Source organism: Paenibacillus sp. H1-7, from assembly GCF_022354825.1.
Taxonomy (GTDB): domain Bacteria; phylum Bacillota; class Bacilli; order Paenibacillales; family NBRC-103111; genus Paenibacillus_S.
In genome coordinates, this window is record NZ_CP031168.1 from 1,369,843 (window position 1) to 1,392,794 (window position 22,952).

A 22,952-nucleotide genomic window follows, 5' to 3' on the forward strand; every position below is an offset into this window, starting at 1 on the left:
AAGAGCATTGCCGGGGAGAGGAATCGGTGTTACGATACAAAAAACTAACGTAGTTCAACAATCATAAGAAGGTGCTCGAAATGGTGTCGGGAAAGATAAGTCTTCAGCCGAATCAACGTTTTTTGCTGCGAAGTGTGTCCATTATTGTACTCGGTCTTTTCATCAATCAGCTGCTGCAAACGGTCGGGAGCATTATTTTGGCGCGCGTGCTGAATGACCCCGCTTTATTCGGAGAAGTGAATTTGCTGCTGCAAATTTTCGGCATGGTGACGTTATTTCTTAATGTAGGGTTCAATTCCGCCTTGGTGTACGGTTTTTCGACCAACCGGGAGGAAGCGGTGCAAAGCAAGTTCCGCACGGCATTGCTCGGAAGTCTGGTGTTCGGGATTGTCGTCAGCGCAGTACTGGCCGTATTGGCTCCGCTGCTGTCGCATACGTATCAGCTGCCGTCACTGCAAGGGGCCTTGATCATAAGCTCACTTATGCTGGTGTTCAACTCGGTTATTAATATCGGGGTGGCGTCGTTTTCCGGCAATCGGGAATTCGGGACGCAGGCGACGTTTATGGTTATTACGACTGTTTTTTCCACGCTGGGCATGGTGCTCGGGGTGCTGTGGCCGATCGCCGGAGATCTGCTGTGGGGCGTCTCGTTTTGGATGGGGGTAGGCTCCCTGCTTACGGCTATTTTCATTTGCTGGAAGGCGGAAAAGGTACACCGTCCGCGGTGGCTGGGAGAAATCCGGCTGACGCAGATGAGAGAAATGATGCGGTACGGCGTGCCAGGCTGGGCGGGCAATATCGCGAAAGCTTTCCAGCAGCCGTTTCTCGTAATGATCATAGGGGCAAGCTCGGTGGTTGCTGTCGGCCATTTGGCCAATGCCTTTCGTATTACCGGGTTTATCGGGATTGTCACCTGGGCGTTTATGATCGTTACGTTCCCCTTTGTAGCGGAAAGCTCCAAAGATTGGGAAGAAAGCCGCCGGCGCGGAACGCTGTGCGTCCGGTACAACAATCTGATTTTGTACCCGCTGACCCTTGCAATTTGTATGTATCCTAACGAAATCAACGGATTTTTGTTCGGCGAAGGCTATACGACCGGCGATTCCGCCACCTACATCCGACTGCTGGCGCTCGGTGTCTTTTTTTCGTCCGTCGGACGGCTCGGGGGGAATATATTGGCCGGGCTCGGCAAAACGAAGGCTAATTTCTGGGTCATGATCGTGGCGGGCATTTTCGTTATTGCCGTTGCGCCGTTCATTAACTCCAGCAACTCTGTGCTGGCCGTATGGATGTACACGGGCGGCTGGGCGGTTTCTGCGCTGTCGATGTTCTGGTTTTTTTATCTCGAAGGGTTCAAGCTCAACTGGTGGAAGGCGTACGGGGAGCCGGTTCTTCCGACTCTGGCCATGGCTGTTTGTATGGTGGCAGGCCGCTTGACAGGGCCGCTAAACAGCTGGTTCGTTCTATTGGGACTTGCCTGCGTGGTAGTACTGACGTTGTATATTGAATCCACCCGGTTCGATCATTCGCGACTTCGCTGGCTGCAAGGCAAGCAGGCGAAGACACGGCATGAACACCATTGATCGGGCAGGGGATCATCGAACAGATGGCCATCCATGTCGGGGCGGATCATCGTCATGCAGCATTGCCCCGGAAATAATCGAGCAGTACGGATAACGCCCAAAACCGGCGTTGAGCCGATGGAATGTGAGTGAAGCATATCAGCCTACAAAAGTTATTACAGCGTTCCCGATTAAGGGGCGCTGTTTTTTTGTCCACATGGGAACGTTTAAAAGTTCAGTAAAGTGATAAAGTGTAATGAGGAGCTTTCCAATTATCATATGCAGTCTTGCGACATTGCCCAGCTTAACGAAATCCGGTCTTGAAGCAGGGACATGGTAAATCGCAAAACTTGAATTGCCCGGCTGCTAGGTTAAAATGTATATTAATGGTACTTTGCAGCTGTCTGTCATGGATTCCAGTCTTAAAGCAGACGGAATCGGGCCAGCAGCCTAGGAGAGACGCCTAATGTTACCTTATGACGATCGGCGGAGCGAAAATGTAAGATGGAAAGATCACCAAAGCACCTTCACGAAAGGAGCGGCGGCGTCCGACAACGATTGCATAAGTATGACTCCGGCATGAATACGCAATCTGGACGGCTCATCGAACGGATATCGACCGATAGGATCCCGATGGACGCAGGCGGAACGGTTCGTGCGAAGAGTATAACTTGAGAGAGATAGAGTGTCCGGACGGTGAGCGCCGCTTCCGCTCGGGCAGCTCCGTAAATTCTAAGTCACTGGGGGCGTACATCATTTCTACCTGGATTTATTGCTTGCTCTTCACCATATGGTTTGCATGGATGTACCGTTACATGAAGCAATCGGCGGCAATGGGCGTGCATCAGGATGAGATAAAAAACGGCTGGCTGCAAGCCCGTTATCTATATCCCGCTATACTTTGCACCGGATTGGCGGTTCGCCTGGCCATCGCATATGGCGTATACGGCTACGATGTGGATGTGAATACGTTCAAAGCGTGGGCTGATCACGCCGCGTCCGCAGGAATCACGCGATTTTACACATCCGATCTATTTGTCGATTACCCCCCGGGGTATATTTATGTATTGTATGCTGTAGGCTGGCTTCGCAGCGCGCTGCAGCTTGCTTACGATTCGCCGTTATTTTTGCTGCTGTTGAAAAGCCCGGCCATCGCCGCCGATCTATTGACCTCGTATTTGCTGTTTCGCCTCGGCTCCCGCTATACGGCGGTCCCGATTGCTTTGGGGGCTTCACTGATCTATTTGTTCAATCCGGCGGTTATCGTCGACTCGGCCGCATGGGGACAGGCGGATTCCTTTTTCATGCTGTGGATGCTGCTTTGCTTTGAAGCTATCGTCAGCGGGAAGCTGAGACGAGCGTCCGTCTTCTATGCCATTGCGTTATTGATCAAACCGCAGGCGTTGTTGTTCGGCTTCATCCTGCTGGTTCTGTTTATACGCCGAGGCAGCTGGCGTACGCTGCTGCAGTGCTTAGGGTGCGGACTGGCGGTGTTCGCAGCGTTAGCGGCTCCTTTTCTCGTTCATAAAGAGCCTCTATGGCTGGTTAGCCTCTACTTCGGGACGTTATCGTCTTATCCGTACGCGAGCTTGAATGCTTTTAATGTGATGAGCCTGTTCGGGGGCAATTTTGTATCTATCACAGATCCCATGGTTTTCTTCACCTATCAGACATGGAGCATGATCCTGATGGCGCTTGTGCTGCTGTACGCCGCCTTTCTGTACTTCAAGAGCAGCAAGGACGAGACGCAGCTCCTTGTCATTGCCACCCTGCTAATAGCAGGAGCTTTCATGGTTATCGCCAAAATGCACGAGCGGTATTTGTTCTATGCACTGCCGCTTCTCGCTCAGGCCTTCCTTCATTCCAGAGACCGCCGGCTTCTCCTTCTGCTGTACGGCTTCAGTGTGACCACGTTCATCAATGTGAACGAGGTTTTGCGCAGCAGTTTTCAAGGCGTGTATCATCTGCCTTCAGACGATAGTTTGGTCAGAGCCGTTTCTTTCGTCAACGTGCTGCTTTTTATCGCTTTGAGCATCGTGGCGTGGAAGCTGATCATCCGCGGGGAGACAAAGGAGCTTGTGCCGACGGAAAAAGAAGCGGGCCGGGAGAGTGGAGCCGGACGAAATAAACCGCAGCAAAAGGAAGCAATGGGCCAATTCAAGGCCATTGGCGCAGCCATAGGACAAACCATAGGGGCAAGCGGTCAGATTAGCTCAGCCAAACAAGACACGGCGTCCCTGCGTTTCGGCTTGCAGTGGCTGCTGCCCCGATGGCATCCGCTGAACTGGTCGCGTAAGGATACGCTGCTGCTCGGTGCGCTCATCATAGTCTATACAGTGCTGGCGTTCTACCAGCTCGGTTCGACTCAGGCGCCTCAGACTGCATGGCAGGCTACACAGAGCGGGGAGCGGATCGTATTCCGTCTCGGACAGACGGTTGCGATCGACCGGATCAACAGTTTTTCCGGGATCGGGGACGGCAGTTTCACGTATGAGATCAGCGAGGACGGCCAGACATGGAGCGCACCGATTTCCGTAGCGAGCGATACGTTTAAGGCGTTCATGTGGCAGCCGACACCGGTTTCCATGACGGGCCGGTATGTTCGGCTGACGGTAGACAAGCCTCCGTTTGCACTGTACGAGGTTTCGGTCTATGCGTCGGATAAAGAGACCCCTGTACCGATTGAGTCTGTGCAGGGGGATCGGGTCGATCCGTCAACAGTTGGCGACTTGACGAATTTGACCGATGAATCGGAGACGAGCGCATACAGCGCTACCTTCATGAATGGCACCTATTTCGATGAAATTTATCATGCAAGAACCGCTTTCGAGCATCTGCACAAGCTTGAGCCTTACGAGTGGACGCATCCGCCGCTGGGCAAGCTGCTCATTTCCGTCGGCATCATGGTTTTCGGCATGAATCCGTTCGGCTGGCGCATCGTCGGCACGCTGTTCGGCATAGCGATGATTCCGATTATGTATTTGTTCGGCAAGCGAATGTTCGGCAGGAGCGAGTACGGCTTTGCCGCAGCGTTCCTGATGACTGTGGACGGACTGCATTTTGTCCAGACGAGGATAGCTACTATCGACGTATACGGCGTCTTTTTCATTCTGCTGATGTTTTACTTCATGTACCGCTGCTGCACGATGAATTTGTTTGATAACGGTTGGCGGAAGTTCCTTGTGCCGTTTGGCTTGTGCGGTCTATGCTTCGGGCTCGGTGCTGCATCAAAATGGATTGTCCTGTATGCAGGCTGCGGTCTGGCGGCCTTGTTCTTCCTCTGGCTGCTGCTTCATTACGCGGAGTATAGGCGAGCGGTCCGCGGTTTGAAGAATTCGGGATATCAGGCGGATGTAGGGTTGTTGGAGCATTGGCAGCACATCCGCGCGGTATTTCCGCACCGTGCGATCGTGACTTTAGCATGGGCGTGCGTGTTCTACCTGCTGGTTCCGGCGACTATTTATGTGCTGTCGTATGCTCCGTTTATGATGGTCCCGGGTCCGGGGCACGGATTCAAAGAGGTGCTGCTGTATCAAAAATATATGCTGGACTACCACAGCCAGCTGCAAGGGACGCATCCGTTCAGCTCTACGTGGTGGCAGTGGCCGGTCATGAGCAAGCCCGTCTGGTACTACGGAGCGGCGGACCTGGCGCCGGACACGATTTCCAGTATTGCGGCCATCGGCAATCCTTTGGTTTGGTGGGTCGGCTTTGCAGCCGTTATACTGCTGCTGGCTTCGTCGGTGTTTCGCTACCGTAATGCAGCAGCCGTCTTCCTGCTGATTGCCTTCTTCTCGCAGTACATTCCATGGATGTTCGTGCCGCGCATGACATTTATATATCACTATTTCGCTATGGTTCCGTTCTCGATCTTGGCTATCGTCTACTTCTGGCAAAAGATCCAAGATCGGCTGCCCGGTGCCGCCAAGTGGGGGTATGCGTATTTGGCTGCGGCGGCTGTCTGCTTCGCGATGTTTTACCCTGTGCTATCCGGAATAACGGTAAGCCGGACATACGCGGAGCACATGCTAAAATGGCTGCCGCAATGGATTTTTTTCTAGTGAAAAAGTCTTTCCTCCATGAGGGAAAGTTTACGCTTATTGAGAGCCCGATTTCCCCGGAGATGCTAAATGGGGGAGTTGGGTTATCTCTGCTTACGACGCCAGTTTTCCTATGGAAAACTCTTAAGCGACCGCCTCTGTTTACACAGAATAACCGCAAGACTGCAATGAATTTGCAGAAAGCCGGAGGGAGTAGACTATCGCGGCACCCTTACCGCTACTGCAGTTTTAAGAGTATCAGGTCCGATGGCATCTGTTATCATCCCTAGCATTTGTAAGGGTATTGTACTAGCCGTTGGAGGCAGGCTATCGGACAGAGGATCCGCTATTCCTTGGAATGAGGCCTCTTTTTCACTGCGATCGGACAGAGAGGCCGCTATTTGTTATTTTTTCATGCGAAATTAGTGCATTTTGGCGGAATAAAGGATCCGTAGTCCGATCACTATGTAAATAATGCCGTTTTTGGATAAATAACGGATCTGCGGTCCGAAAGATCCTTTTTTCAAATGATTCGTTCCAGAGTGCCAACAACAAAGCTTTTTGTTTTAAGAAACTACCGCTAGAAAGCGATATACAAAAAACAGCAGCGGCTGGAGGGAGGCATTATGCCTGGCGTCCCTGCACCATTTTCAATAGCATGGGCTTTCTAAACAAAACAACCTTTCCTCCATAAGGGGGGAAGGCTTTTTGGCTTGATTTTCATTTTGCGCGTTAAGGCACTTTCACGACAAACGGAACGGTGAACACCTTGCCCTCATGCTGGAACTGGCCCCATATTTTATAAATCCCGCTTTTCGGGAACGTGGTCATAAATTTCGCATCCGGTCCGGTCGCTTTTTCTTCTGTCGGATGCACGTGAAGATATTGCTCCGCATCCTCGGATAAAATGACGACATGACCGACTGCGCCCAAATATTGCTGCAAATTCGTAATCGGCTTTTTGGTGCCGCCGTCTTTGATGTTGAAGATCAAGTTCACTTCCTTGCCGGCTTGCAGCTTATCGAAAGCGAGGCTGATCTCCTTGCCGTCGACCGTCTTGGTCAAATTCCCGTCCGGCTGGATGGCGGCAGGCTTGGCGGCGTCACCCTGAATGGTTGTCCATTGGCTTTTGGTAGTGCCGCTTTGGCCGCTCGGGACGAAATCGGCGAACAGCTTGTAATCCCCGCCGGCTGGAAAAGGATTGGCAATGGTGAATAAGCCTTTCTCCTTGTAATCCGGGTGAATGTGGTTGAAATACGACAAGTCTTTGCTGACGATGATCAGATGCATCGTTTTCTCATGGTTAATATCGAACTTCTCGACCGGCTTGTTGGCGCTGTCCGTTACCTGAAGCGAAATCAGCGTATCTTTCCCTGCTTGCGGCTTATCGGGGGAGAAGGTGAAGGCTGCCTTGACATCGGCCTCTTTCGGAGCAGGGGCGGCGCCGTGTCCCGCGTGAGCGTTTTGCTCCGGCTTGCTGGCTGCATCCTGAGCCGTGCCGGCAGGAGCCGCTTTGCCGCAGGCCGTCAGCAATAATGCCGTGATTACTATGGCTGCCGCCGCTTTACGCATGGCAAAAGGACGAGGCGACGGAGTCGAAAGTTTGGGTTTATTCATTATTGGGTTCCTCCTTGCAGGTACCGTAATTTGTATTCTGATGCTTGCAGCATCGCGTTTCTCAAGTAGAAGTATAACCGCCGCTTGTGAAGATCTCGTGTAGCTCCCTGTGCAGCTCATACGGGAAAATAAATTCGTACCGTCGTGCCGCGTCCCGGCTCGCTATCGATTTGAATCGAACCGCGGTGCGCCTCCGTCAGCTTCTTGGCTATCGTCAGTCCGATGCCGCTGCCGCCGGATTTGCGGTCCCTCGACTTATCCGCGCGGTAAAACCGCTCGAACAAATAGGGCAAATCGTCCTTGCCGATACCTGGCCCGGTATCTTTTACCTGGATCAGGATCGTCTGCTTGTCACGTTTCACATCCACTTCAACATGTTTGCCCGGAGGCGTGTATTTTAACGCATTGGACAGCACATTCAGTAAAATTTGACTGACGCGCTGCCGGTCAACAGAAGCGATCCTAGGTTCATCCTGTTCTTGGAGCCGCAGCTCCAAACGGACGCCTTTGTGCTCGAAGGCGGCCCGGATCGTCTCGACGCATTGGGCTGCGATAGCATCCATTCGTTCCGGCTGCACGTTCAATTGAAAATGCGGCGAGTCCAGCTGTGTTAATTGCTCCAGATCGCCGACAAGGCGAATCATCCGTTCTATCTCTTCATGGCAGCCCCGAAGCCGTTCGGGCGAAGCGTCCCAAACTCCCTCGATCATAGCTTCCATATGGCTCTTCAAGGTAGCGAGCGGTGTGCGGAGCTCATGCGCGACGTCGGCCGTCATCATTTTGCGCAGCTGCTCCTGCTTTTCCAATTGCTCCGCCAAATGATTTAACGATTGCCCGAGATCGGAAATTTCGTCGTTACCATGAAGCTTCGTTCGTATCCGCAGGTCGCCGCCCGCCATGCTTACCGCGGCCGACTTCATTTCCAATAGCGGGGAAGTCAAACGCTTGGCGACATACAGGCTGACGATGGCTGCCATAACGATGCCGATCATCAGTACCCAGATGACGGACTGCACCAGCGCCTGTTCGAAATGAGCGTTCAGCTGGGCCGTATCCGGTGCGGTGCCGGCCTGATGCTGATACATCGCAAAGTGATAGTGCGTTTGCCAGATGAAGACGATGCTCGCCAGAAACAGAATACCGCAGGTAATTCCGATAAACGTTACGGCAAAGCGCGAATAGAGTCCTTTCATGGCCGGGCTCCCCCGTCAAAACGGTAGCCTACCCCATACACGGTCACGATGAACTGGGGTTGTTTCGGGTCCTTTTCGATTTTTTGGCGAAGGTTTTTAATATGCTGGTCAATCGTGCGCGAATCGCCTTCAAAGTCAAAGCCAAGCACTTTTTCCACCAACTCTTCTCTGGAAAAGTACCGGCCCGGATGTCTCGCCAGCACAAGGAGAAGCTTGTATTCGTTAGGCGTGACATTGATCTGTGTGCCCCGCTTGTAAATTTCATGCTGGGAGCAATCGATAACGAGCTCATCCTGCCCGAAGCTTATCCGTTCAGCAAGCAGCGAATCTTCCTGTGTTCGGCGAAAAATAGCTTTGACTCTGGCAACAAGCTCGCGAGGACTGAACGGCTTCAAGACGTAGTCGTCGGCTCCCAGTGTTAGACCTTGGATCCGGTCGTCCTCGGTAATTTTGGCCGTCAGCATGAGGATGGGAATGGGGGAGGTTTGACGGATGCGGCGGCACACTTCTTCGCCCGACAAATCGGGGAGCATCAGGTCCAATATGATCATCTCGGGCTCCGACGTGCCTAGAAGGTGCAGAGCTTCGGCTCCTGTAGCGGCTTCGATGGTCAAGAAGCCTTCCTGCTGCAAGTACGATACAACGACATCGCGTATTTTGTCCTCATCATCGACCACTAGAACGGTTTTGCTCAAATCCGGGTCCTCCTCAAACGGCACTGCGCAGCGTTTCTATGGAAATGCGGTCGATGAACCGCGCGAACTTCTCTTTTTTCTTGCCGTGCTCGCAGTAATAATCGATCAGCTTGCGGACGACCGGGATGAGCCGGTCTGCAGTGATGCCGGACAGAAACAGCGTGCCGACCGCCGCCTTCAATGATTTGGGCTCGCCTCCGACGTAGATGTCGTAGGTGTCTTTCATTTTGACGACGCCGATATCCTTGAGCAGCGGTTCGCTGGTGCCGAGCGCGCAGCCGGCGTAGCCGACCTTGAGCGGACTTGGCGCGGCAATGCCGGCGATGGCGTCGTTTAAGGCATTGGCTATGTCGAGCCCCGCCTCCTCGGCTCCTTTGCAGAAGTTACAGGCGATCAGGCTTTTCGTATAAAAGCCGGCAGGGTAGAGGAGCAGACCGGCGTCCCGCAGCTGCTGCTTGGCTTCCTCGGCCCGCTCCTCGTCCATTTCGACGTACAGCTGCTTGAACGTCGTTAATTCGATTTTGGCGTCGCTGCCGACGATGGCGCCGAGTGCCGCCAGCTGCTCGGGCTTGAACAGGCTGCCGCCTTGTTCAAAGCCCGGCGTTACGGCGAATTTGGTTGTTGGCATGGGATCACTCCTTAAGAGTTTTGCGAAGCAAAACTTGCATCGAAAGCATAGGTTGAGTTTTGCGAAGCAAAACTTGCATCGAAAGCATAGGTTGAGTTTTGCGAAGCAAAACTTGCATCGAAAGCATAGGCTTGAGTTTTTCATTGCAAGGGTACCCCGGTGGGGTACCTCTATAGTAATTCAACGACACAAAACTTATAATTTTACACGCTGCAGGCGGAGCGCATTGAGTACAACCGATACGGAGCTCAGTGCCATCGCGGCTCCGGCGACCCATGGCGCCAGCAAGCCAATGGCAGCGATAGGAATACCGAGCGAATTGTAGGCGAGCGCCCAGAACAAGTTTTGCTTGATGTTCGCCATCGTCTTTTTGCTCATAAAGATCGCATCAGGAATGCTTGTTAATTCGCCGCGCATCAGGGTCACGTCCGCAGCTTCCATCGCGATGTCCGTTCCTGTCCCGATGGCAAGGCCTACATCGGCAGTAGCAAGAGCGGGCGCGTCGTTGATGCCGTCCCCGACCATGGCAACATGCTTGCCTTCGGCCTGCAGCTTTTTCACTTCCGCGGCTTTCCCCTCAGGGAGCACTTCGGCAAGAACGCGATCAATGCCGACCTGATCCGCGATAGCACGTGCCGTCCGCTCATTGTCACCGGTCATCATGATGACCTCGATGCCCATTGCTTTCAAGCGGGAGATCGCTTCCTGCGACGTTTCTTTGATCGTATCGGCTACGGCCACCAATCCGGCAAACTGCCGGTCAACGGCAATAAGCATCGCGGTCTTGCCTTCGGATTCCCACTGTTCCATACGTTCGACAGCAGGGGAGTAGTCGATCGATTCGCGGGTCATCAGCTTGCGGGTGCCCACAAGCACTTCTTTGCCTGTTACGTTGGCGCGGATGCCGTAGCCGGGAATCGCTTCGAACTGCTCCGCTGCCGGCAGCTCGATCCCTTTTTCACGAATACCTTCCACAATGGCTTCCGCCAACGGATGCTCGGATTGCTTCTCGGAGCTGCCGACAATAGCCAGCACCTCTTGCTCGTTCATAACCGGAACCCATACATCGGTAAGGGACGGTTTGCCTTTCGTTACCGTTCCTGTTTTATCGAGAACGATCGTTTGCACTTTGTGCATCGATTCCAGGTGCTCGCCGCCTTTGAACAGGATGCCGAATTCCGCCGCGCGGCCGGAGCCGGCCATAATCGATGTCGGCGTAGCGAGACCTAGGGCGCAAGGGCAGGCGATGACGAGGACGGCGATAGCTTTTTCCAGAGCGCTTGCGAAATCGCCAGGTTCTACACCAAAGTACCAAATAAAGAATACGATAACGGCGATTCCAACGACGATAGGGACGAATACGCCGGAAATTTGGTCCGCCACACGTTGAATCGGAGCTTTGGAGCCTTGGGCGTCCTCGACGACTTTAATAATTTGCGCGAGGGCGGTTTCTTTGCCTACTTTGGTAGCTTTAATTTTCAAGCTGCCGTTCTTATTGACGGTTGCTCCGATAACCGAATCCCCTTGCTGCTTCTCGACAGGGAGGCTTTCGCCGGTCAGCATCGATTCATCAACCGAGGAGGTGCCGTCTACTACTTCTCCGTCCACCGGAATTTTTTCGCCCGGTTTCACCAGGACGATGTCGCCCACAAGCACTTCTTCTACCGGAATGCTCATTTCCTGGCCGTCACGGAGGACGAGCGCGGTTTTCGCTTGAAGTCCCATCAGCTTCTTGATCGCTTCCGAAGTGCGGCCTTTGGCAAGCACCTCGAACAGTTTACCCAGCAGGATCAGCGTGATCAGCACGGCACTTGTCTCGTAATACATTTCCGGCATTCCATGATGCCCGCCGTCAGGGCTGAATGCCCATTGCAGCGTCAAATACAAGCTGTAAAAGAATGCGGCGGAGGTGCCTAATGCGACAAGCACATCCATATTCGCGCTTTTATTGCGAAGCGCTTTGTACGCTCCGACATAAAACTGCCAGCCGATAATAAGCTGAACCGGAGCGGCTAATGCCAGCTGCACCCAAGGGTTCATGAGAAGCTCAGGCAAGTAGATCCAGGACGTGAAGGAGAAGTGGCTGACCATCGCCCACAGAAGAGGGAACGAGAGCAGGGCGGAAATCCACATTTTCCTTTTTTGCGCAGCGATTTCTTTGTGACGATGATCGCCGTCAGCCGCTTGATCTTGCTTCACTTGAGCGCCGTAGCCGATTTTCTTCACCCGGGCGATCATGTCCTCCACCGAAACCTCGGCGGAGGAATATTCGACATGGGCGGTCTCGAGCGCAAAGTTCACCGTAGCGGAGCTGACGCCGGGAAGCTTGTTTAGTACCTTTTCTATTTTGGCGGCGCAAGCGGCGCAGGTCATTCCGGTCAAGACGAAATCTACGGAATCTTTGACGGTACCGTAGCCTAGAGCCTCGATTTTTTGCTCCAGATTCGTTAGATCGACTTTATTCGGATCATAGGTTACCGATGCCCGTTCCAGTGCGAAATTGACATTGGCGTCGGCTACACCGTCTATTTTTTTCAATCCTTTTTCTATCCGGTTTGCGCAAGCGGCGCAGGTCATCCCCGATATTTGCATCGTTGTTTGTTGCTGCTGCTGTTCCATAGGTACTTACCCCTCCCACATACCCCTTGGGGGTATATTTTTCACAAAAAAAATTAAATGATGCAAATTGCTTTATACTACGTCGTATCCTTGATCTTCGATCGCTTCTTTAATGGCTTCTATCGAAAGGCTCTCTTCATTATATTGAACGGAAACGGATTTGGCAGCAAGGTCTACTTTGCCTTGGGCTCCGATTTCTTTCAAAGCTCCCTCGATCGAGTTTACGCAGTGTCCGCAGGACATTCCTTCCACTTTCAATACAATGTTCGTCATAGTTATCTTCTCCCTTGGTTATAAATTTCATCCTGACATGAATCGGATGTTACTTCATCAATTTGTTCATCGTGGCCAGCAGCTCGTCGATAACCTCATGATCACCGGACTGAAGCCGTTCCGCCACGCAGCTTTTCATATGGCCTTCCAGCAGCAGCTTCCCGACACTGTTCAACGCCGATTGAATCGCCGCGATCTGGTTCAGCACGTCGTCGCAGTAAGTATCTCTCTCTATCAAGCCTTTGACGCCGCGAACTTGACCTTCGATCCGGTTGAGGCGGGAAGCCAGGTTCGTCTTCAACTGCTCGGAATGGTGGCTGCTTCTATGGGAAGTGTGTGTATGTGTATCGCAGCAATTCATTGTCGTAGTTGTTGTTGTTGCTGTTTCCATGGTTATCATCACCTCGTGAATTTAATATACTATACCCCCATAGGGTATGTCAACGGTAATTTGGAAACTTTTTTAAAATGGGCTTGCTGCAAAGGCAAAGGAGTCCGGATCGCAAATATATACCCCTCTGGGGTACCATCGGATTTGCCTTAAATGGGTCCGGATCGGCGTCATGATGTAAAAGGAGGCAGGGTCATCGGTCGGCTGAATGCGAATGGGATTCCTGCGGCCGTTATTTCGTATGTTTTTTAAGATGGATGGAAATGGAAAGTTATGTTACGATATGAGGAATTTAGGGTGATGAAAATATCTGATCTTGCGAAAAGAAAGGAGCAACCCATCATGCCCATCGTATCCGGAAAGCTGCATAAAGAGATTCGAAAGACCGTAAGCATCGGTTACCAGCTGTTCTTACCTGCATCATATGAGGAGCAAATGGACAAGAAGTGGCCGGTCATTTTGTTTCTTCACGGCATCAAGAAGCGCGGCGAGGATATTCATATGCTGGATCATTACGGGCTTGGGTGGATGGCGGACAAGATACCCGGATTTGAATTCATCGTAATTTCTCCGCAATGTCCGTCTCTGTCTTCATGGCCGATGGAGCGGGATGCCGTTCTCACGCTAATGGATGAGGTATTTGAGACACACCGGGTTGATCGCGAGCGGATATATTTGACCGGCTTCAGCTTGGGAGGCCATGGGGCTTGGGATTTGGCCGCTTATGCACCGGAACGGTTCGCAGCGACAGCGCCAGCGGCAGGATGGTTCGATCCGGAAAAGGCCGTGCTGCTGAAATCGATGCCGATATGGGCGTTTCATGGCGAAAACGACGACGTCGTTGAGATAGCGAGGGACAGAGCAATCGTAGATGCACTAAAAGAGCGGGGCGGAAACGTCGTGTTTACGACCTATCCCGGCTTACAGCATCAAGTGATGGATGAAACGTACGGCAACCTGAAGCTGTACGAATGGATGCTCAAGCATACAATTAAGCGCATGTAGTCTTGGTCAATAACCTTACAATCTGCAGGGATCTTCCAGATGAGTCAACCAGGCAAGCAATCACATATGGATAAAAAAAACCATGTCCAAAATGCTTGAAGCATCAGGAACATGGTTTTCTTCTGTGGGGCAGCGAGATGTCCGTAGGACACCGCTAAGGCTGGCGCTGCACGTTCATCGGCCGAATGCGAAGGCCCAGGTAGATCAGGAATACAAGCATGATCAGCCCTTGAACCATGATCGCCATCGAGATCGAGACTCCCTGCTCAACGATCACGTAATACACGCAGGAGCCGACCAGCATTAATATGTTTTCAATAAAATTTTGTACTGCGATCGTCTTCCCCGGTCCGACCAGGCTCATGCCTTCCTCCTGCAGCACTGTGTTCATCGGAACGATAAAGACGCCGCCCATGAAACCGACCGCCAGCAGGAAGACCACGGCAACGGCTGTGTGATGAAACCAGGGAAAAAGAAAGATCAAGGCCAGCATCATGATCCCGTATCCGATAGATTTGTAGAAGATACGAAGCTGGATCAACCGTGGCGCAAGAAACGCTCCGATAATGATGCCGATGGAGGTGGTGGCGAGGATCAGAGATACGCTCATATCGTCAGGGCGAAACCCTAGCGCCACTGGGATCCAGGCCAGAACGGCGGTGCGCAGTACGGCGGAGCTCATCCAGAAGGCTCCGGTACCCACTAAGGTAAATTGGGTTTTCGGATGCTTCATCAAGATCGCCACACTGCTGAAAAAGTGCCTTGCCTCCGCTGCGAAACGAATGGTCGGGTCGCCTTGAGTCCGCGGGATGAGCAAAGTGATAGCCGTTGACAATGCGTACAGCACGGCACAGATGACGGTTGATTGCACCGTAGACGTAGCTGCGACAATAGCGCCCCCTCCGCCGATTCCGGTGAGAATGGCCAATATCGTATAAGCCTCGATTCGCGAGTTAGCCTTGAACAGCTCCTGCTCGGAGGTTGTCAGCTCGGGCAGGATGCCGTATTTGGCCGGAGAGTAGACGACAGCGCCGATCCCGACGGTAAAGTAGCACAGCATAAGAGACCAGATGCTGGAATGATCGACGATCAATAGCGATGTGATCCCGATCCATTTGATCACATTGCCGATGATAAGCACGACGGCTTTGGGCATTTTGTCGGCAAAGGGCCCGACCAGCGGTGCAAGTAAAATGTACGGAAGGAAAAAAGCAATCGTAACGAGCGCCAAAGATTCCGGCGAAAATCCGTTATGCGTGAGCAGGCTGGCAATGACGAGCAACGACATGTTATCGGCAAAGGCCGATAAAAATTGCGTGATATAAAGGGAGGTTAACGCTCTACGGTTTACGACACTGTCCCTGTTCATGCTTTTGTCTCCGTTTCTTCTTGAGATGAGCCGGATTCGGCCCGTTGTTTCAGCGCAACGTAGTCTGTTTTGCCGCTGCCGAGCAGCGGCAGCTTCTCGACGGCGACGATCCGGGACGGCAGCAGCAGCGGCGAATATCCGTTGGCCGCGATGTAGGACTTGAGCTGCGGCAGAACGTAGCCGTTCCCCGTAACGTACAGCACGATGCGCTCTCCTTTGCGCTGGTCCGCCACGCTGACGGCGGCCAGCTCCAACGCCGGATCATTGTAGCAGGCGGCGGCCGTTTCCTCGACAAGCTGCAGCGAGATCATCTCGCCTCCGACCTTGGCGAAGCGCTTCAGCCGCGCCTTGATCGAGAGAAAGCCGTCGGCGTCCTCCTCGACTACGTCGCCGCAATCGTACCAGACCGGGCAAGGGACGAACCCTTTGCCATGTATGAGATAGCCTTTCATGACGTTCGGCCCATGAATATGCAGGCTTCCGCCGGTTTCGATACCGGGAACCGGCACAATGCGGCTGCGGATGCCCGGCAGCAGGCGGCCGACCGTGCCTTCCTTGTACGCGAGCGGCGTGTTGATGGATACGACCGGAGACGCTTCGGTCGTGCCGTAGCCTTCCAGAATGCGGATGCCGAACTTGCGGCTCCACAAATCCCTCACTTCATCCTTCAGCTTCTCGGCTCCCGTCACCACATATCTCATGGAGTGAAAATCATACGGGTGCGCCGCCCTGCCGTATCCTGCGAGGAATGTTGAAGTGCCGAGCAGGATCGTGGCGCTGCGGTCGTACGCCACTTCCGGAACGACCCGGTAATGCAGCGGGCTCGGGTACAGCATCACCGGCATGCCGGTGAGCAGAGGGAGCAGCGTACCGACCGTCAGCCCGAAGCTGTGGAACATCGGCAGCGCGTTGAACATTTTATCCGACGCGGTGAAGTCGAATACGGTGCGGGCTTGCTGGATGTTCGCATACAGCTGCTCGTGACCGAGGACGACGCCCTTCGGCTTGCTTTCGCTGCCGGAGGTGAACAGGATGAAGTCGCGGAAACCTTGCACCGCTTGCTTGCCAGTCATCCAGTCGATGAGGCCGATGAGCTGATCGGTCCGGCTTACCTCATCCTTTACGTCCTCCAGATAGACGATGCGGCACTGCTTCGCCAAGGAGGCGACGGTCGATTCGAGCTTCGCCTTCTCGACGAATTGGCGCGAGGTCAGGACGGTGCGCAGTCCTGCGGTCTCGCAAGCGTCCCGGAGGCTTTGCTCTCCGGACGAGAAGTTCAGCATCGCGGGCGTGACGCCGATCCGCATCAGCGCGAACAGCGCGATCGCATGCGCGGCCGTGGTCGGCAGCATGACGCCCGCGGCGTCATGCCCTGCAAGCAGCGGCTGCAGCTTGCGAGCGAATACATAGGAAGCTAGCACGAGCTTCCTGTAGGTCAGCCTCTGCGAGAGATCCTCGCAGATGACGGTACCCCAGCCGCTGCGGGAAGCTTGCCGCAGCAGCTCGTCGAACAGGTTGACGTCCGACTTCAACCTGCTTTGCAGCAGCTGCTCTTGCAGCGCGAGCCGGATTTGATCGGCGGCAGCTTCCTTCTGCCGCTTCATGGACACGTTCGGCTTCGGATTAACGACGAACGCGTCGCCGATGGCAATGTCAATCTCGGGAAACCAGACCGTGCGGATTTTATGGCTGATGTACGAAAATTTCGAGCGTTCCGCTCCATTGATGGCGATAGGGATGAGGCGAGCTCCGGTCCGGAAGGCGATATAGCCGATCCCGCTGTATATTTTCATCAGGCCGCCGGTCGTTGTGACCCTTCCTTCCGGAAACAAGACGAGAGGAACGCCGCTTTGGACGGTTTTGACCATCGTTCTTACGGAGTAAGGGTTCAATGGGTCTACGGCTATATGGTTGCGCAGCCTGAGCGCCCAGCGGAACCGTCTGGCGATATTCGTATTGACGACAAAAGCGGCCTCTTCCGGCAAATAGAGCGCCAGGAGCACAGCGTCGAGCAGCGAGACATGGTTAGGCATCAGGATGGTCGGCTGGCGGAAGTCGAGCTTTTCCAGACCGGATATTTTCAATTTGAACAACAGGGTGGACAACGCTTTTAGAACAGCGACCAGGACGAGCATTCGAAATCGACTCCTCTTCGGTTGGACTAGCTTTAATACCAGGTGCTAATCGTTGTTACTTGTATTGTAGCTGTAAACCACGCCAAAGAAGAGTACTAACTTTGTATAGTACCCAGGCTGTTGATACATTGGCTTTACCCAAACATGCCAATGTGAGGCTAGAGGCTATCTCCAGGAGGAGCGTGCCCATCCGCTGGAGAGCGTGGCCCAAGTTGATTCGGACCGTAGATCCGCTATTTTACCCAAAATGGTTCTATTTGCAGGGTGATCGGACTACAGATCCTTTATTTCGCAAGAAACCGTCATTTTTACCGCTAAAATGAGCAAATAACGGACTCACGGTCCGATCGCCCCTCCAAAACAGCGTCATTTCAGGAAATAACGGATCTCCGGTCCGAAAGATTCCGCCGCCGGTCTGAAAGACTCCGCCTTCTGTCCGATAGATTCTGCTCCAGCCCAATGTCCGACGGGAACCCTTGTGCCAAAAGGTTTTGAACCAACAAGTAAAAAGGAATCGATAGCAGCAACCGGAGAGGGGGATTCCCCATCGTCTCTTGTTTGATGCGAAAGGATAACCGGGAGCTAGTGCCGCGCCAGTCATATAAGTACGTGCGTGCGAGAGGCGGTCACGACTGCCCGATGCGCCATCCATATGCTCGCTCAGCTTACCGTCGGCTCGACAACCGTCAGAGTGGGAACGGGGCTTTGCGTGTCCATGCTGATTACGGCGCCGATAGGAACCGTCGCCTTATACATGCCGTGAGCGGAGGCGAGACCGGTTAACAACGGCTTGCCCAGGGGAACGATGAATTCGCTGATGAGATCGCTATACGTCTTGCCGTAGGAGACGGGGCAGTTCGTGCACTCTCCCATGACGATGCCGACGCAGTCATTCAGCTTCCCTGCCAGCTTCAACCGGTTGATCATCCGGTACACTTTGTTGATGGGCTCATGCGTTTCCTCAAGAAACAATATTTTACCTCGGGTATCGATTTCATACGGAGTGCCTAACGTATCCAGCAAAGAGGAGAGGTTGCCGCCTACGAGGGGGGCGGTCACTTTACCGGGAACCAGGCCGGTGAGCGGGATGTCCGGAGGGTTTTGTATCGATTTCGGAACGGCGGTTGAAGACACCATGCCGAAAAATTGATTGAAATTGTAAGGCGGGGCCTCGGCGCGGAAATCGATCAGCATCAAGCCGGAGAACGTCAGCAGATTACTGAACAAATACAGCGTGTTCAGCAGCACCGTAATATCGCTATAACCGGTAACGATTTTCGGGTTTCTTGCGATCACCCTGTAATCCAGATATGGCAAGATTCCGGCAACGCCAACACCTCCGCGGGCCGGGAGGATCATTTTGACCTCCGGATTGATGATCATGTTCATAAAGTCGGCCGCCCGCTGCTGGTCCGTACCGGCAAGAAAGCCGTTGCTGGCGTACACGTAATTTCCAACGACAACCGTAAAGCCCATACTTCGCAGCATCGTGATGCCGTTGTTGATGTCGGCGGCGGGAAGCGGGCTGCCGAGCGTGACGAGGCCGATCGTATCTCCTTGCTGCAGAAGAGGCGGATGAATTGCCATTTTGCTGCTCCTCCCATCCAGGCACGTTTATATCATCTATATGCGGAGCAGCAGGGAAATACGATCATGCCGGAGCGCTAAAAGAGTACTGGAGTTCCAGAGTACGGGGTTTACCCCTATGCGCTTCCAGACTTCGTGTTGCGCTTGAGCGAGATCCTGATCAGCATGACGGCGGACAAAAGGAGCGGAATCGCGATTTGAAAGATCGGAAATACCTTCAAACTGGTCGTGAGTCCTAATGAAATGTGATAGGTGTAGTTGGGCTCCAATAAAGCAACGGCGAAAATGACGGCTCCCGTAGGCAGCACCCAGAGCTTATAGCGTTTGCCGGTTAAATGGGACAAGGCTTGAACTGCGCAATAATAGAAAGCGCTCATCTTAATAAACAGACCGACGTAAATGAGCAGCGTCACGAAAACATCGACTCGTTCAAACACGTCGGCTACGGAAATTAGCTGAGAAGCTTGCAGTAATGGAAGCGCGGCCATGCCCGCCAACGTCGGACCGAGAATGACTAAATTCAGTATATTGACAAACACAAGGAAGATGGCGACCAGAACGTAAGCCAAGACGGACGTTTTGACCACCACCTTTTTCTCTCGCACCATCTGCCAGAACATCAGGAAGACGATCATCTGTCCGAACGGGAAGGAGACAATATCCGGAAACGATGCCTTCAAAATGGGCAGCAGACCGTTCTCCATAACGGGACCGAGACGCTCGAAATGGACGAGATCCCCGAGAAACAAGAGGAGGAACAAAATACCGTAGCTGACCAAAATAACCGGAAGCAGAATCTCCGCGATCCGGAAAAATACCTCCACGCCTTGATACACCCCATAAGCTGCGATGAGAATAACAATCAGCATGATGACAACTATGGGTGTTTGCGACAAAATCGTTACCGATATCAGCTCGCCGAAATCCCTTACGTTGCGCATGGATTCGTAGCCGAAATAGACGAAATACGACGCACCAAAGATGGAGCCGATAAACCGCCCGAAGTATACGTTCAATATTTGGATCAAATCGCGTTCCGGCTCTTTGCTCTGAATCCACAGGAACAGGCAAAGAAGAAGCAAGCCTATCACGGCGCCCATCAGCATCGCAAGCCACGCATCCTGGCCTACCTTGCTTCCGAAGAAGAAGAGCGGCGTGCTGCCGATTTCGAACAATATGATCACGAAGGTAAGCTGTGTAGCGGATATTTGCTGCCGTGTCCCGTCGGTCATGAGCTTTAGTCACCTCCCAGCCATTCGTCCAGCAAGCGTCCGACCGGATAAAATGCCGCATGAATCGGGGCGATGATATTAAAGAAGGGCCATTGGTACAGCTTCGCCAGGCTTAAATAAGCGCACCATACGACGATGGCGGCAAAGCACCAGCTGTCCCGTTTGCTTCCATGGGCGAGCATTGGACGTATTCCCCGATAGAGGAAATAGGCGTATACTGCCAGCACAGCGGCCCCTCTCATGATAGGATCATCCTTCCTCGTCTTTTGTAATAGCTTTGAACGATTTGGTACTGAGACCGATGCGCGACATCGTAATGTGAACCTTCGTTTCGATTTCAATGTCCTGAAATGCCGAATCCCATTGGTTACGCATCGTTTTCCAGTCCTTCGGAAATTTCCGGTGGATAATGTCTGCAAAGCCCAATATATCTACATGCAGACGCCGTGTAGCCTTCCATGACGTTTCCACCATGGTTTTGATCTGATTTTGCAGCTGCTTCTCCAGCTGCTTCACAACATCAGGCTTATTAAGCTCAAGCGGACAATCGGTTTCGAGAAGCATGCCGTTGCCTTTGATATTGATCTCCATAACAAAGCGGCCGTTCACTTTTTTAGGCACAATCTTTGTCTTGGATGTATCCAATCGATACGAGGAGTTATAGTTTTGTCCATCCGACGGCTTGCAGGCAAACGGCAGGACCGACGATTTTACTTTATTCGTAATCAGAGACACTCCAAGGCTCTCGTTTCTCGTCAGCCACCCGGTGAGCTTCCCGTCCTTGATGACGCCGAGCCTGCCCAATTTCAACACGGAAGTGACGCTGGTGTGGCTTAAGTCGTTCATCGAATCGACCTTTTTCGTCCCGCTGATAATAATTTCGGGAATCACCGCCCCTTTGGATGCGCTCGTCATGCCCATAGCCAGCTCATACAGCATGATGCTTGGCAGTGTGGAGGAATAGCGGGCCTCAATAGCCATTATTTCTCTTAAGCCTTGTCCTGGAATTTTCTCCAAATGCATCATCTGCTGGAGGACATCTCGGGCGTTTTCGGTTGTAACGAGCACGTTGACGGTCTCTCTCGCGTCGGGATTGCGAAAATAAAGATCGACGATCTGATTCAATCCGCCGCTGCGGGCTACTTGCTCGCTGATAATGATCACGCTGTTGTGAGCGAAAAAGAGCCAGCGAGGGCTCTCGAAGTTGCTGTTGGAAACGGCTTCCCTGATCGTTTTGCCGCGGGAAGTATGGACGGCTATCGGAGATTGCGAAGTGCCGCCGCCAACGGTTCCGACACCGGACGAAATGGCGGACGGGATGACGACCTGGAACGTGATCATCCATTCGCCATTCTCGTAATCCATGGCTGTAGCCGACGTGATGGAAAGCTTGTTCAGTTCGGTACGGTTCCAGCAGGCCGTAAGGCATAAGCTTACAAGCGTAAGAACAAGGAGAATGGCTGGTTTGCGCATGCTGCTACCTCCCTTTGGCTCTTGGTGCCCGGATTCCGGCAGCCAAGCAGCAGAGCCAAATGAGAAGCGGGATGACGACGTTGAATGTTAATAGATCCGGTGACAGCGAAAAACGGTTGAAATGATTCGTTTCGGTCGTCTTCGGCCAGGACCAGAGGGTATACAGAGCAGTGAGCAGACCGATCGCAGGCAAGAAGGGCCTGGTATTCTTGATGCGGCAGGAATGGACGAAGCAGTGCCAGGAGCAAAACATGAAAATCGACATTTTGATATACATGGTGCTGATCCATAAGGAAATAAACAGAACGTCGATCCGTTCCATTAAATTGCCTAGCTTCAGGATCCCGACCATATTAAACGTCGGATACGCCAATATGGTGATTAGCTCGGGACCGAAAATGACGATGGCGGCGACTACGAACAGAAGCAGTTCGATCCCGGAAGCGATCACGCTCCATATCCCGATAAGAGAGGCATGCTCCGGATGTTTCAAATAAGGCAGCAATACGAGCAGTATGGCGACTTCCGACAGCCAGGCGGTCGGCGGAATGCTCCCATGAATGATACTTCGAATCGAATGCTCGCCTATAGGCAGAAGAAACGGAAGCTGCACTTTGTTCAAGAGCAAGATGATGGTGACCAGAATCGTCAAAAACGTAATGAGAGAAATGATCATATTGATTCTGGCTATAACCTCGATCCCGTGGTTCGCGGAATACAACATGACCAAAAGCGCAACTGTGATTATTGCGTAGGCGGGAGTCCGCGTCAGCACATTTTCCGACATAAAGTTAATAAACTGACGGATAATAATCGTTTCGTTCGTGAAATAGTAGAAGGCAAGAATGAGCCCGAACAGCGATCCGGCCAAGCGGCCTAACCGGCTGTCCAGCCAGTCTATCAGCAGCATTCCCGGATTCATACTGCATATCGCTCCAATGAGCCAGGCAATCAATACGGCTGCCGCAATAGCCAGCAGGATCGACAGCCAGGCGTCCTGGCCTGAGGATTCGACTACAATGCTGGGAACGGTCAATATGAAGGTAGGGGTAATGGAGCTCATGATCAGCATAATGCATTGAATGGAAGTTATTTTTTGTACCATAAGTTAGTTACCCTGCCTCCTTACAGAA

Annotated in this window: 17 protein-coding genes; 3 read left to right on the forward strand and 14 right to left on the reverse strand. The window is 52.8% G+C overall.

The annotated features are described in order from the left end of the window. Positions 1-80: 80 nt before the first annotated feature. Together DVH26_RS06240 and DVH26_RS06245 are read left to right on the forward strand one after the other, a co-directional pair. Entirely contained in the window at positions 81-1,583 is a 1,503-nt protein-coding gene (locus DVH26_RS06240) for an oligosaccharide flippase family protein (protein ID WP_239632312.1), read from the forward strand. 794 nt (positions 1,584-2,377) lie between these two features. Then, complete coding sequence (locus DVH26_RS06245) at positions 2,378-5,623, forward strand: glycosyltransferase family 39 protein (RefSeq protein WP_239632314.1); 3,246 nt, start codon at positions 2,378-2,380, stop codon at positions 5,621-5,623. A 711-nt stretch (positions 5,624-6,334) separates the two neighbouring features. Here DVH26_RS06245 and DVH26_RS06250 read toward each other — a convergent pair. The 7 genes from DVH26_RS06250 to DVH26_RS06280 all read right to left on the reverse strand — a co-directional run bounded on the left by DVH26_RS06250 (position 6,335) and on the right by DVH26_RS06280 (position 12,988). Further along, positions 6,335-7,219 carry a hypothetical protein gene (locus DVH26_RS06250; protein WP_345774041.1) on the reverse strand — a complete coding sequence of 295 codons (885 nt, stop codon included), beginning with the start codon at positions 7,217-7,219 and terminating at the stop codon, positions 6,335-6,337. Positions 7,220-7,335: 116 nt separating this feature from the next. Beyond that, positions 7,336-8,412: a sensor histidine kinase gene (locus DVH26_RS06255; protein WP_239632317.1), complete on the reverse strand. Its 1,077-nt coding sequence runs from the start codon at positions 8,410-8,412 to the stop codon at positions 7,336-7,338. Next, positions 8,409-9,107, reverse strand: coding sequence for a response regulator transcription factor (locus DVH26_RS06260; RefSeq protein WP_239632319.1), 699 nt, complete (start codon positions 9,105-9,107; stop codon positions 8,409-8,411). Before DVH26_RS06260 ends, DVH26_RS06255 begins: the two co-directional genes overlap by 4 nt. Positions 9,108-9,120: 13 nt before the next feature. Further along, positions 9,121-9,735 carry an NAD(P)/FAD-dependent oxidoreductase gene (locus DVH26_RS06265; protein WP_239632321.1) on the reverse strand — a complete coding sequence of 205 codons (615 nt, stop codon included), beginning with the start codon at positions 9,733-9,735 and terminating at the stop codon, positions 9,121-9,123. A 195-nt stretch (positions 9,736-9,930) separates the two neighbouring features. Next, complete coding sequence (locus tag DVH26_RS06270) at positions 9,931-12,354, reverse strand: heavy metal translocating P-type ATPase (protein WP_239632322.1); 2,424 nt, start codon at positions 12,352-12,354, stop codon at positions 9,931-9,933. Between the two features lie 72 nt (positions 12,355-12,426). Continuing rightward, positions 12,427-12,627 carry a cation transporter gene (locus tag DVH26_RS06275; protein WP_239632324.1) on the reverse strand — a complete coding sequence of 67 codons (201 nt, stop codon included), beginning with the start codon at positions 12,625-12,627 and terminating at the stop codon, positions 12,427-12,429. Positions 12,628-12,676: 49 nt separating this feature from the next. Next, complete coding sequence (locus DVH26_RS06280) at positions 12,677-12,988, reverse strand: metal-sensitive transcriptional regulator (protein ID WP_239635295.1); 312 nt, start codon at positions 12,986-12,988, stop codon at positions 12,677-12,679. A 372-nt stretch (positions 12,989-13,360) separates the two neighbouring features. Between DVH26_RS06280 and DVH26_RS06285 the strand changes: the two genes are divergently transcribed. Further along, positions 13,361-14,023 carry a carboxylesterase family protein gene (locus DVH26_RS06285; protein WP_239632326.1) on the forward strand — a complete coding sequence of 221 codons (663 nt, stop codon included), beginning with the start codon at positions 13,361-13,363 and terminating at the stop codon, positions 14,021-14,023. Positions 14,024-14,177: 154 nt separating this feature from the next. On the opposite strand, the gene lplT is transcribed toward DVH26_RS06285, so the two are convergent. The 7 genes from lplT to DVH26_RS06320 form a co-directional block, all read right to left on the reverse strand. Then, positions 14,178-15,392 carry a lysophospholipid transporter LplT gene (lplT, locus tag DVH26_RS06290; RefSeq protein ID WP_239632328.1) on the reverse strand — a complete coding sequence of 405 codons (1,215 nt, stop codon included), beginning with the start codon at positions 15,390-15,392 and terminating at the stop codon, positions 14,178-14,180. After that, positions 15,389-17,527 carry an AMP-binding protein gene (locus tag DVH26_RS06295; RefSeq protein WP_239632330.1) on the reverse strand — a complete coding sequence of 713 codons (2,139 nt, stop codon included), beginning with the start codon at positions 17,525-17,527 and terminating at the stop codon, positions 15,389-15,391. The genes lplT and DVH26_RS06295 overlap by 4 nt, the downstream gene beginning before the upstream one ends. A 660-nt stretch (positions 17,528-18,187) precedes the next feature. After that, positions 18,188-19,114 (reverse strand): S66 peptidase family protein, encoded by a 927-nt coding sequence (locus DVH26_RS06300; protein WP_239632333.1) that lies wholly within the window; start codon positions 19,112-19,114, stop codon positions 18,188-18,190. Positions 19,115-19,230: 116 nt separating this feature from the next. Then, the gene (locus DVH26_RS06305; protein ID WP_239632335.1) at positions 19,231-20,346 is read right to left on the reverse strand and encodes a GerAB/ArcD/ProY family transporter; all 1,116 of its coding nucleotides are present in this window, start codon (positions 20,344-20,346) and stop codon (positions 19,231-19,233) included. A 5-nt stretch (positions 20,347-20,351) separates the two neighbouring features. Further along, entirely contained in the window at positions 20,352-20,588 is a 237-nt protein-coding gene (locus DVH26_RS06310) for a hypothetical protein (protein ID WP_239632337.1), read from the reverse strand. 7 nt (positions 20,589-20,595) lie between these two features. Then, positions 20,596-21,819, reverse strand: a complete 1,224-nt coding sequence (locus tag DVH26_RS06315) for a Ger(x)C family spore germination protein (protein WP_239632339.1) — start codon at positions 21,817-21,819, stop codon at positions 20,596-20,598. A gap of 4 nt (positions 21,820-21,823) precedes the next feature. Next, on the reverse strand, positions 21,824-22,924 hold the full coding sequence (locus DVH26_RS06320) for a GerAB/ArcD/ProY family transporter (protein WP_239632341.1): 1,101 nt from the start codon (positions 22,922-22,924) through the stop codon (positions 21,824-21,826). Positions 22,925-22,952 lie beyond the last annotated feature (28 nt).

What these genes read in the sequence shown, in the direction of transcription:
- DVH26_RS06240 (WP_239632312.1), top strand. Translation starts at nt 81, where the DNA reads ATGGTGTCGGGAAAGATAAGTCTTCAGCCGAATCAACGTTTTTTGCTG.
- DVH26_RS06245 (WP_239632314.1), top strand. Translation starts at nt 2,378, where the DNA reads ATGAAGCAATCGGCGGCAATGGGCGTGCATCAGGATGAGATAAAAAAC.
- DVH26_RS06250 (WP_345774041.1), bottom strand. Translation starts at nt 7,219, where the DNA reads ATGAATAAACCCAAACTTTCGACTCCGTCGCCTCGTCCTTTTGCCATG.
- DVH26_RS06255 (WP_239632317.1), bottom strand. Translation starts at nt 8,412, where the DNA reads ATGAAAGGACTCTATTCGCGCTTTGCCGTAACGTTTATCGGAATTACC.
- DVH26_RS06265 (WP_239632321.1), bottom strand. Translation starts at nt 9,735, where the DNA reads ATGCCAACAACCAAATTCGCCGTAACGCCGGGCTTTGAACAAGGCGGC.
- DVH26_RS06270 (WP_239632322.1), bottom strand. Translation starts at nt 12,354, where the DNA reads ATGGAACAGCAGCAGCAACAAACAACGATGCAAATATCGGGGATGACC.
- DVH26_RS06275 (WP_239632324.1), bottom strand. Translation starts at nt 12,627, where the DNA reads ATGACGAACATTGTATTGAAAGTGGAAGGAATGTCCTGCGGACACTGC.
- DVH26_RS06280 (WP_239635295.1), bottom strand. Translation starts at nt 12,988, where the DNA reads ATGAATTGCTGCGATACACATACACACACTTCCCATAGAAGCAGCCAC.
- DVH26_RS06285 (WP_239632326.1), top strand. Translation starts at nt 13,361, where the DNA reads ATGCCCATCGTATCCGGAAAGCTGCATAAAGAGATTCGAAAGACCGTA.
- lplT (WP_239632328.1), bottom strand. Translation starts at nt 15,392, where the DNA reads ATGAACAGGGACAGTGTCGTAAACCGTAGAGCGTTAACCTCCCTTTAT.
- DVH26_RS06295 (WP_239632330.1), bottom strand. Translation starts at nt 17,527, where the DNA reads ATGCTCGTCCTGGTCGCTGTTCTAAAAGCGTTGTCCACCCTGTTGTTC.
- DVH26_RS06300 (WP_239632333.1), bottom strand. Translation starts at nt 19,114, where the DNA reads ATGGCAATTCATCCGCCTCTTCTGCAGCAAGGAGATACGATCGGCCTC.
- DVH26_RS06305 (WP_239632335.1), bottom strand. Translation starts at nt 20,346, where the DNA reads ATGACCGACGGGACACGGCAGCAAATATCCGCTACACAGCTTACCTTC.
- DVH26_RS06310 (WP_239632337.1), bottom strand. Translation starts at nt 20,588, where the DNA reads ATGAGAGGGGCCGCTGTGCTGGCAGTATACGCCTATTTCCTCTATCGG.
- DVH26_RS06315 (WP_239632339.1), bottom strand. Translation starts at nt 21,819, where the DNA reads ATGCGCAAACCAGCCATTCTCCTTGTTCTTACGCTTGTAAGCTTATGC.
- DVH26_RS06320 (WP_239632341.1), bottom strand. Translation starts at nt 22,924, where the DNA reads ATGGTACAAAAAATAACTTCCATTCAATGCATTATGCTGATCATGAGC.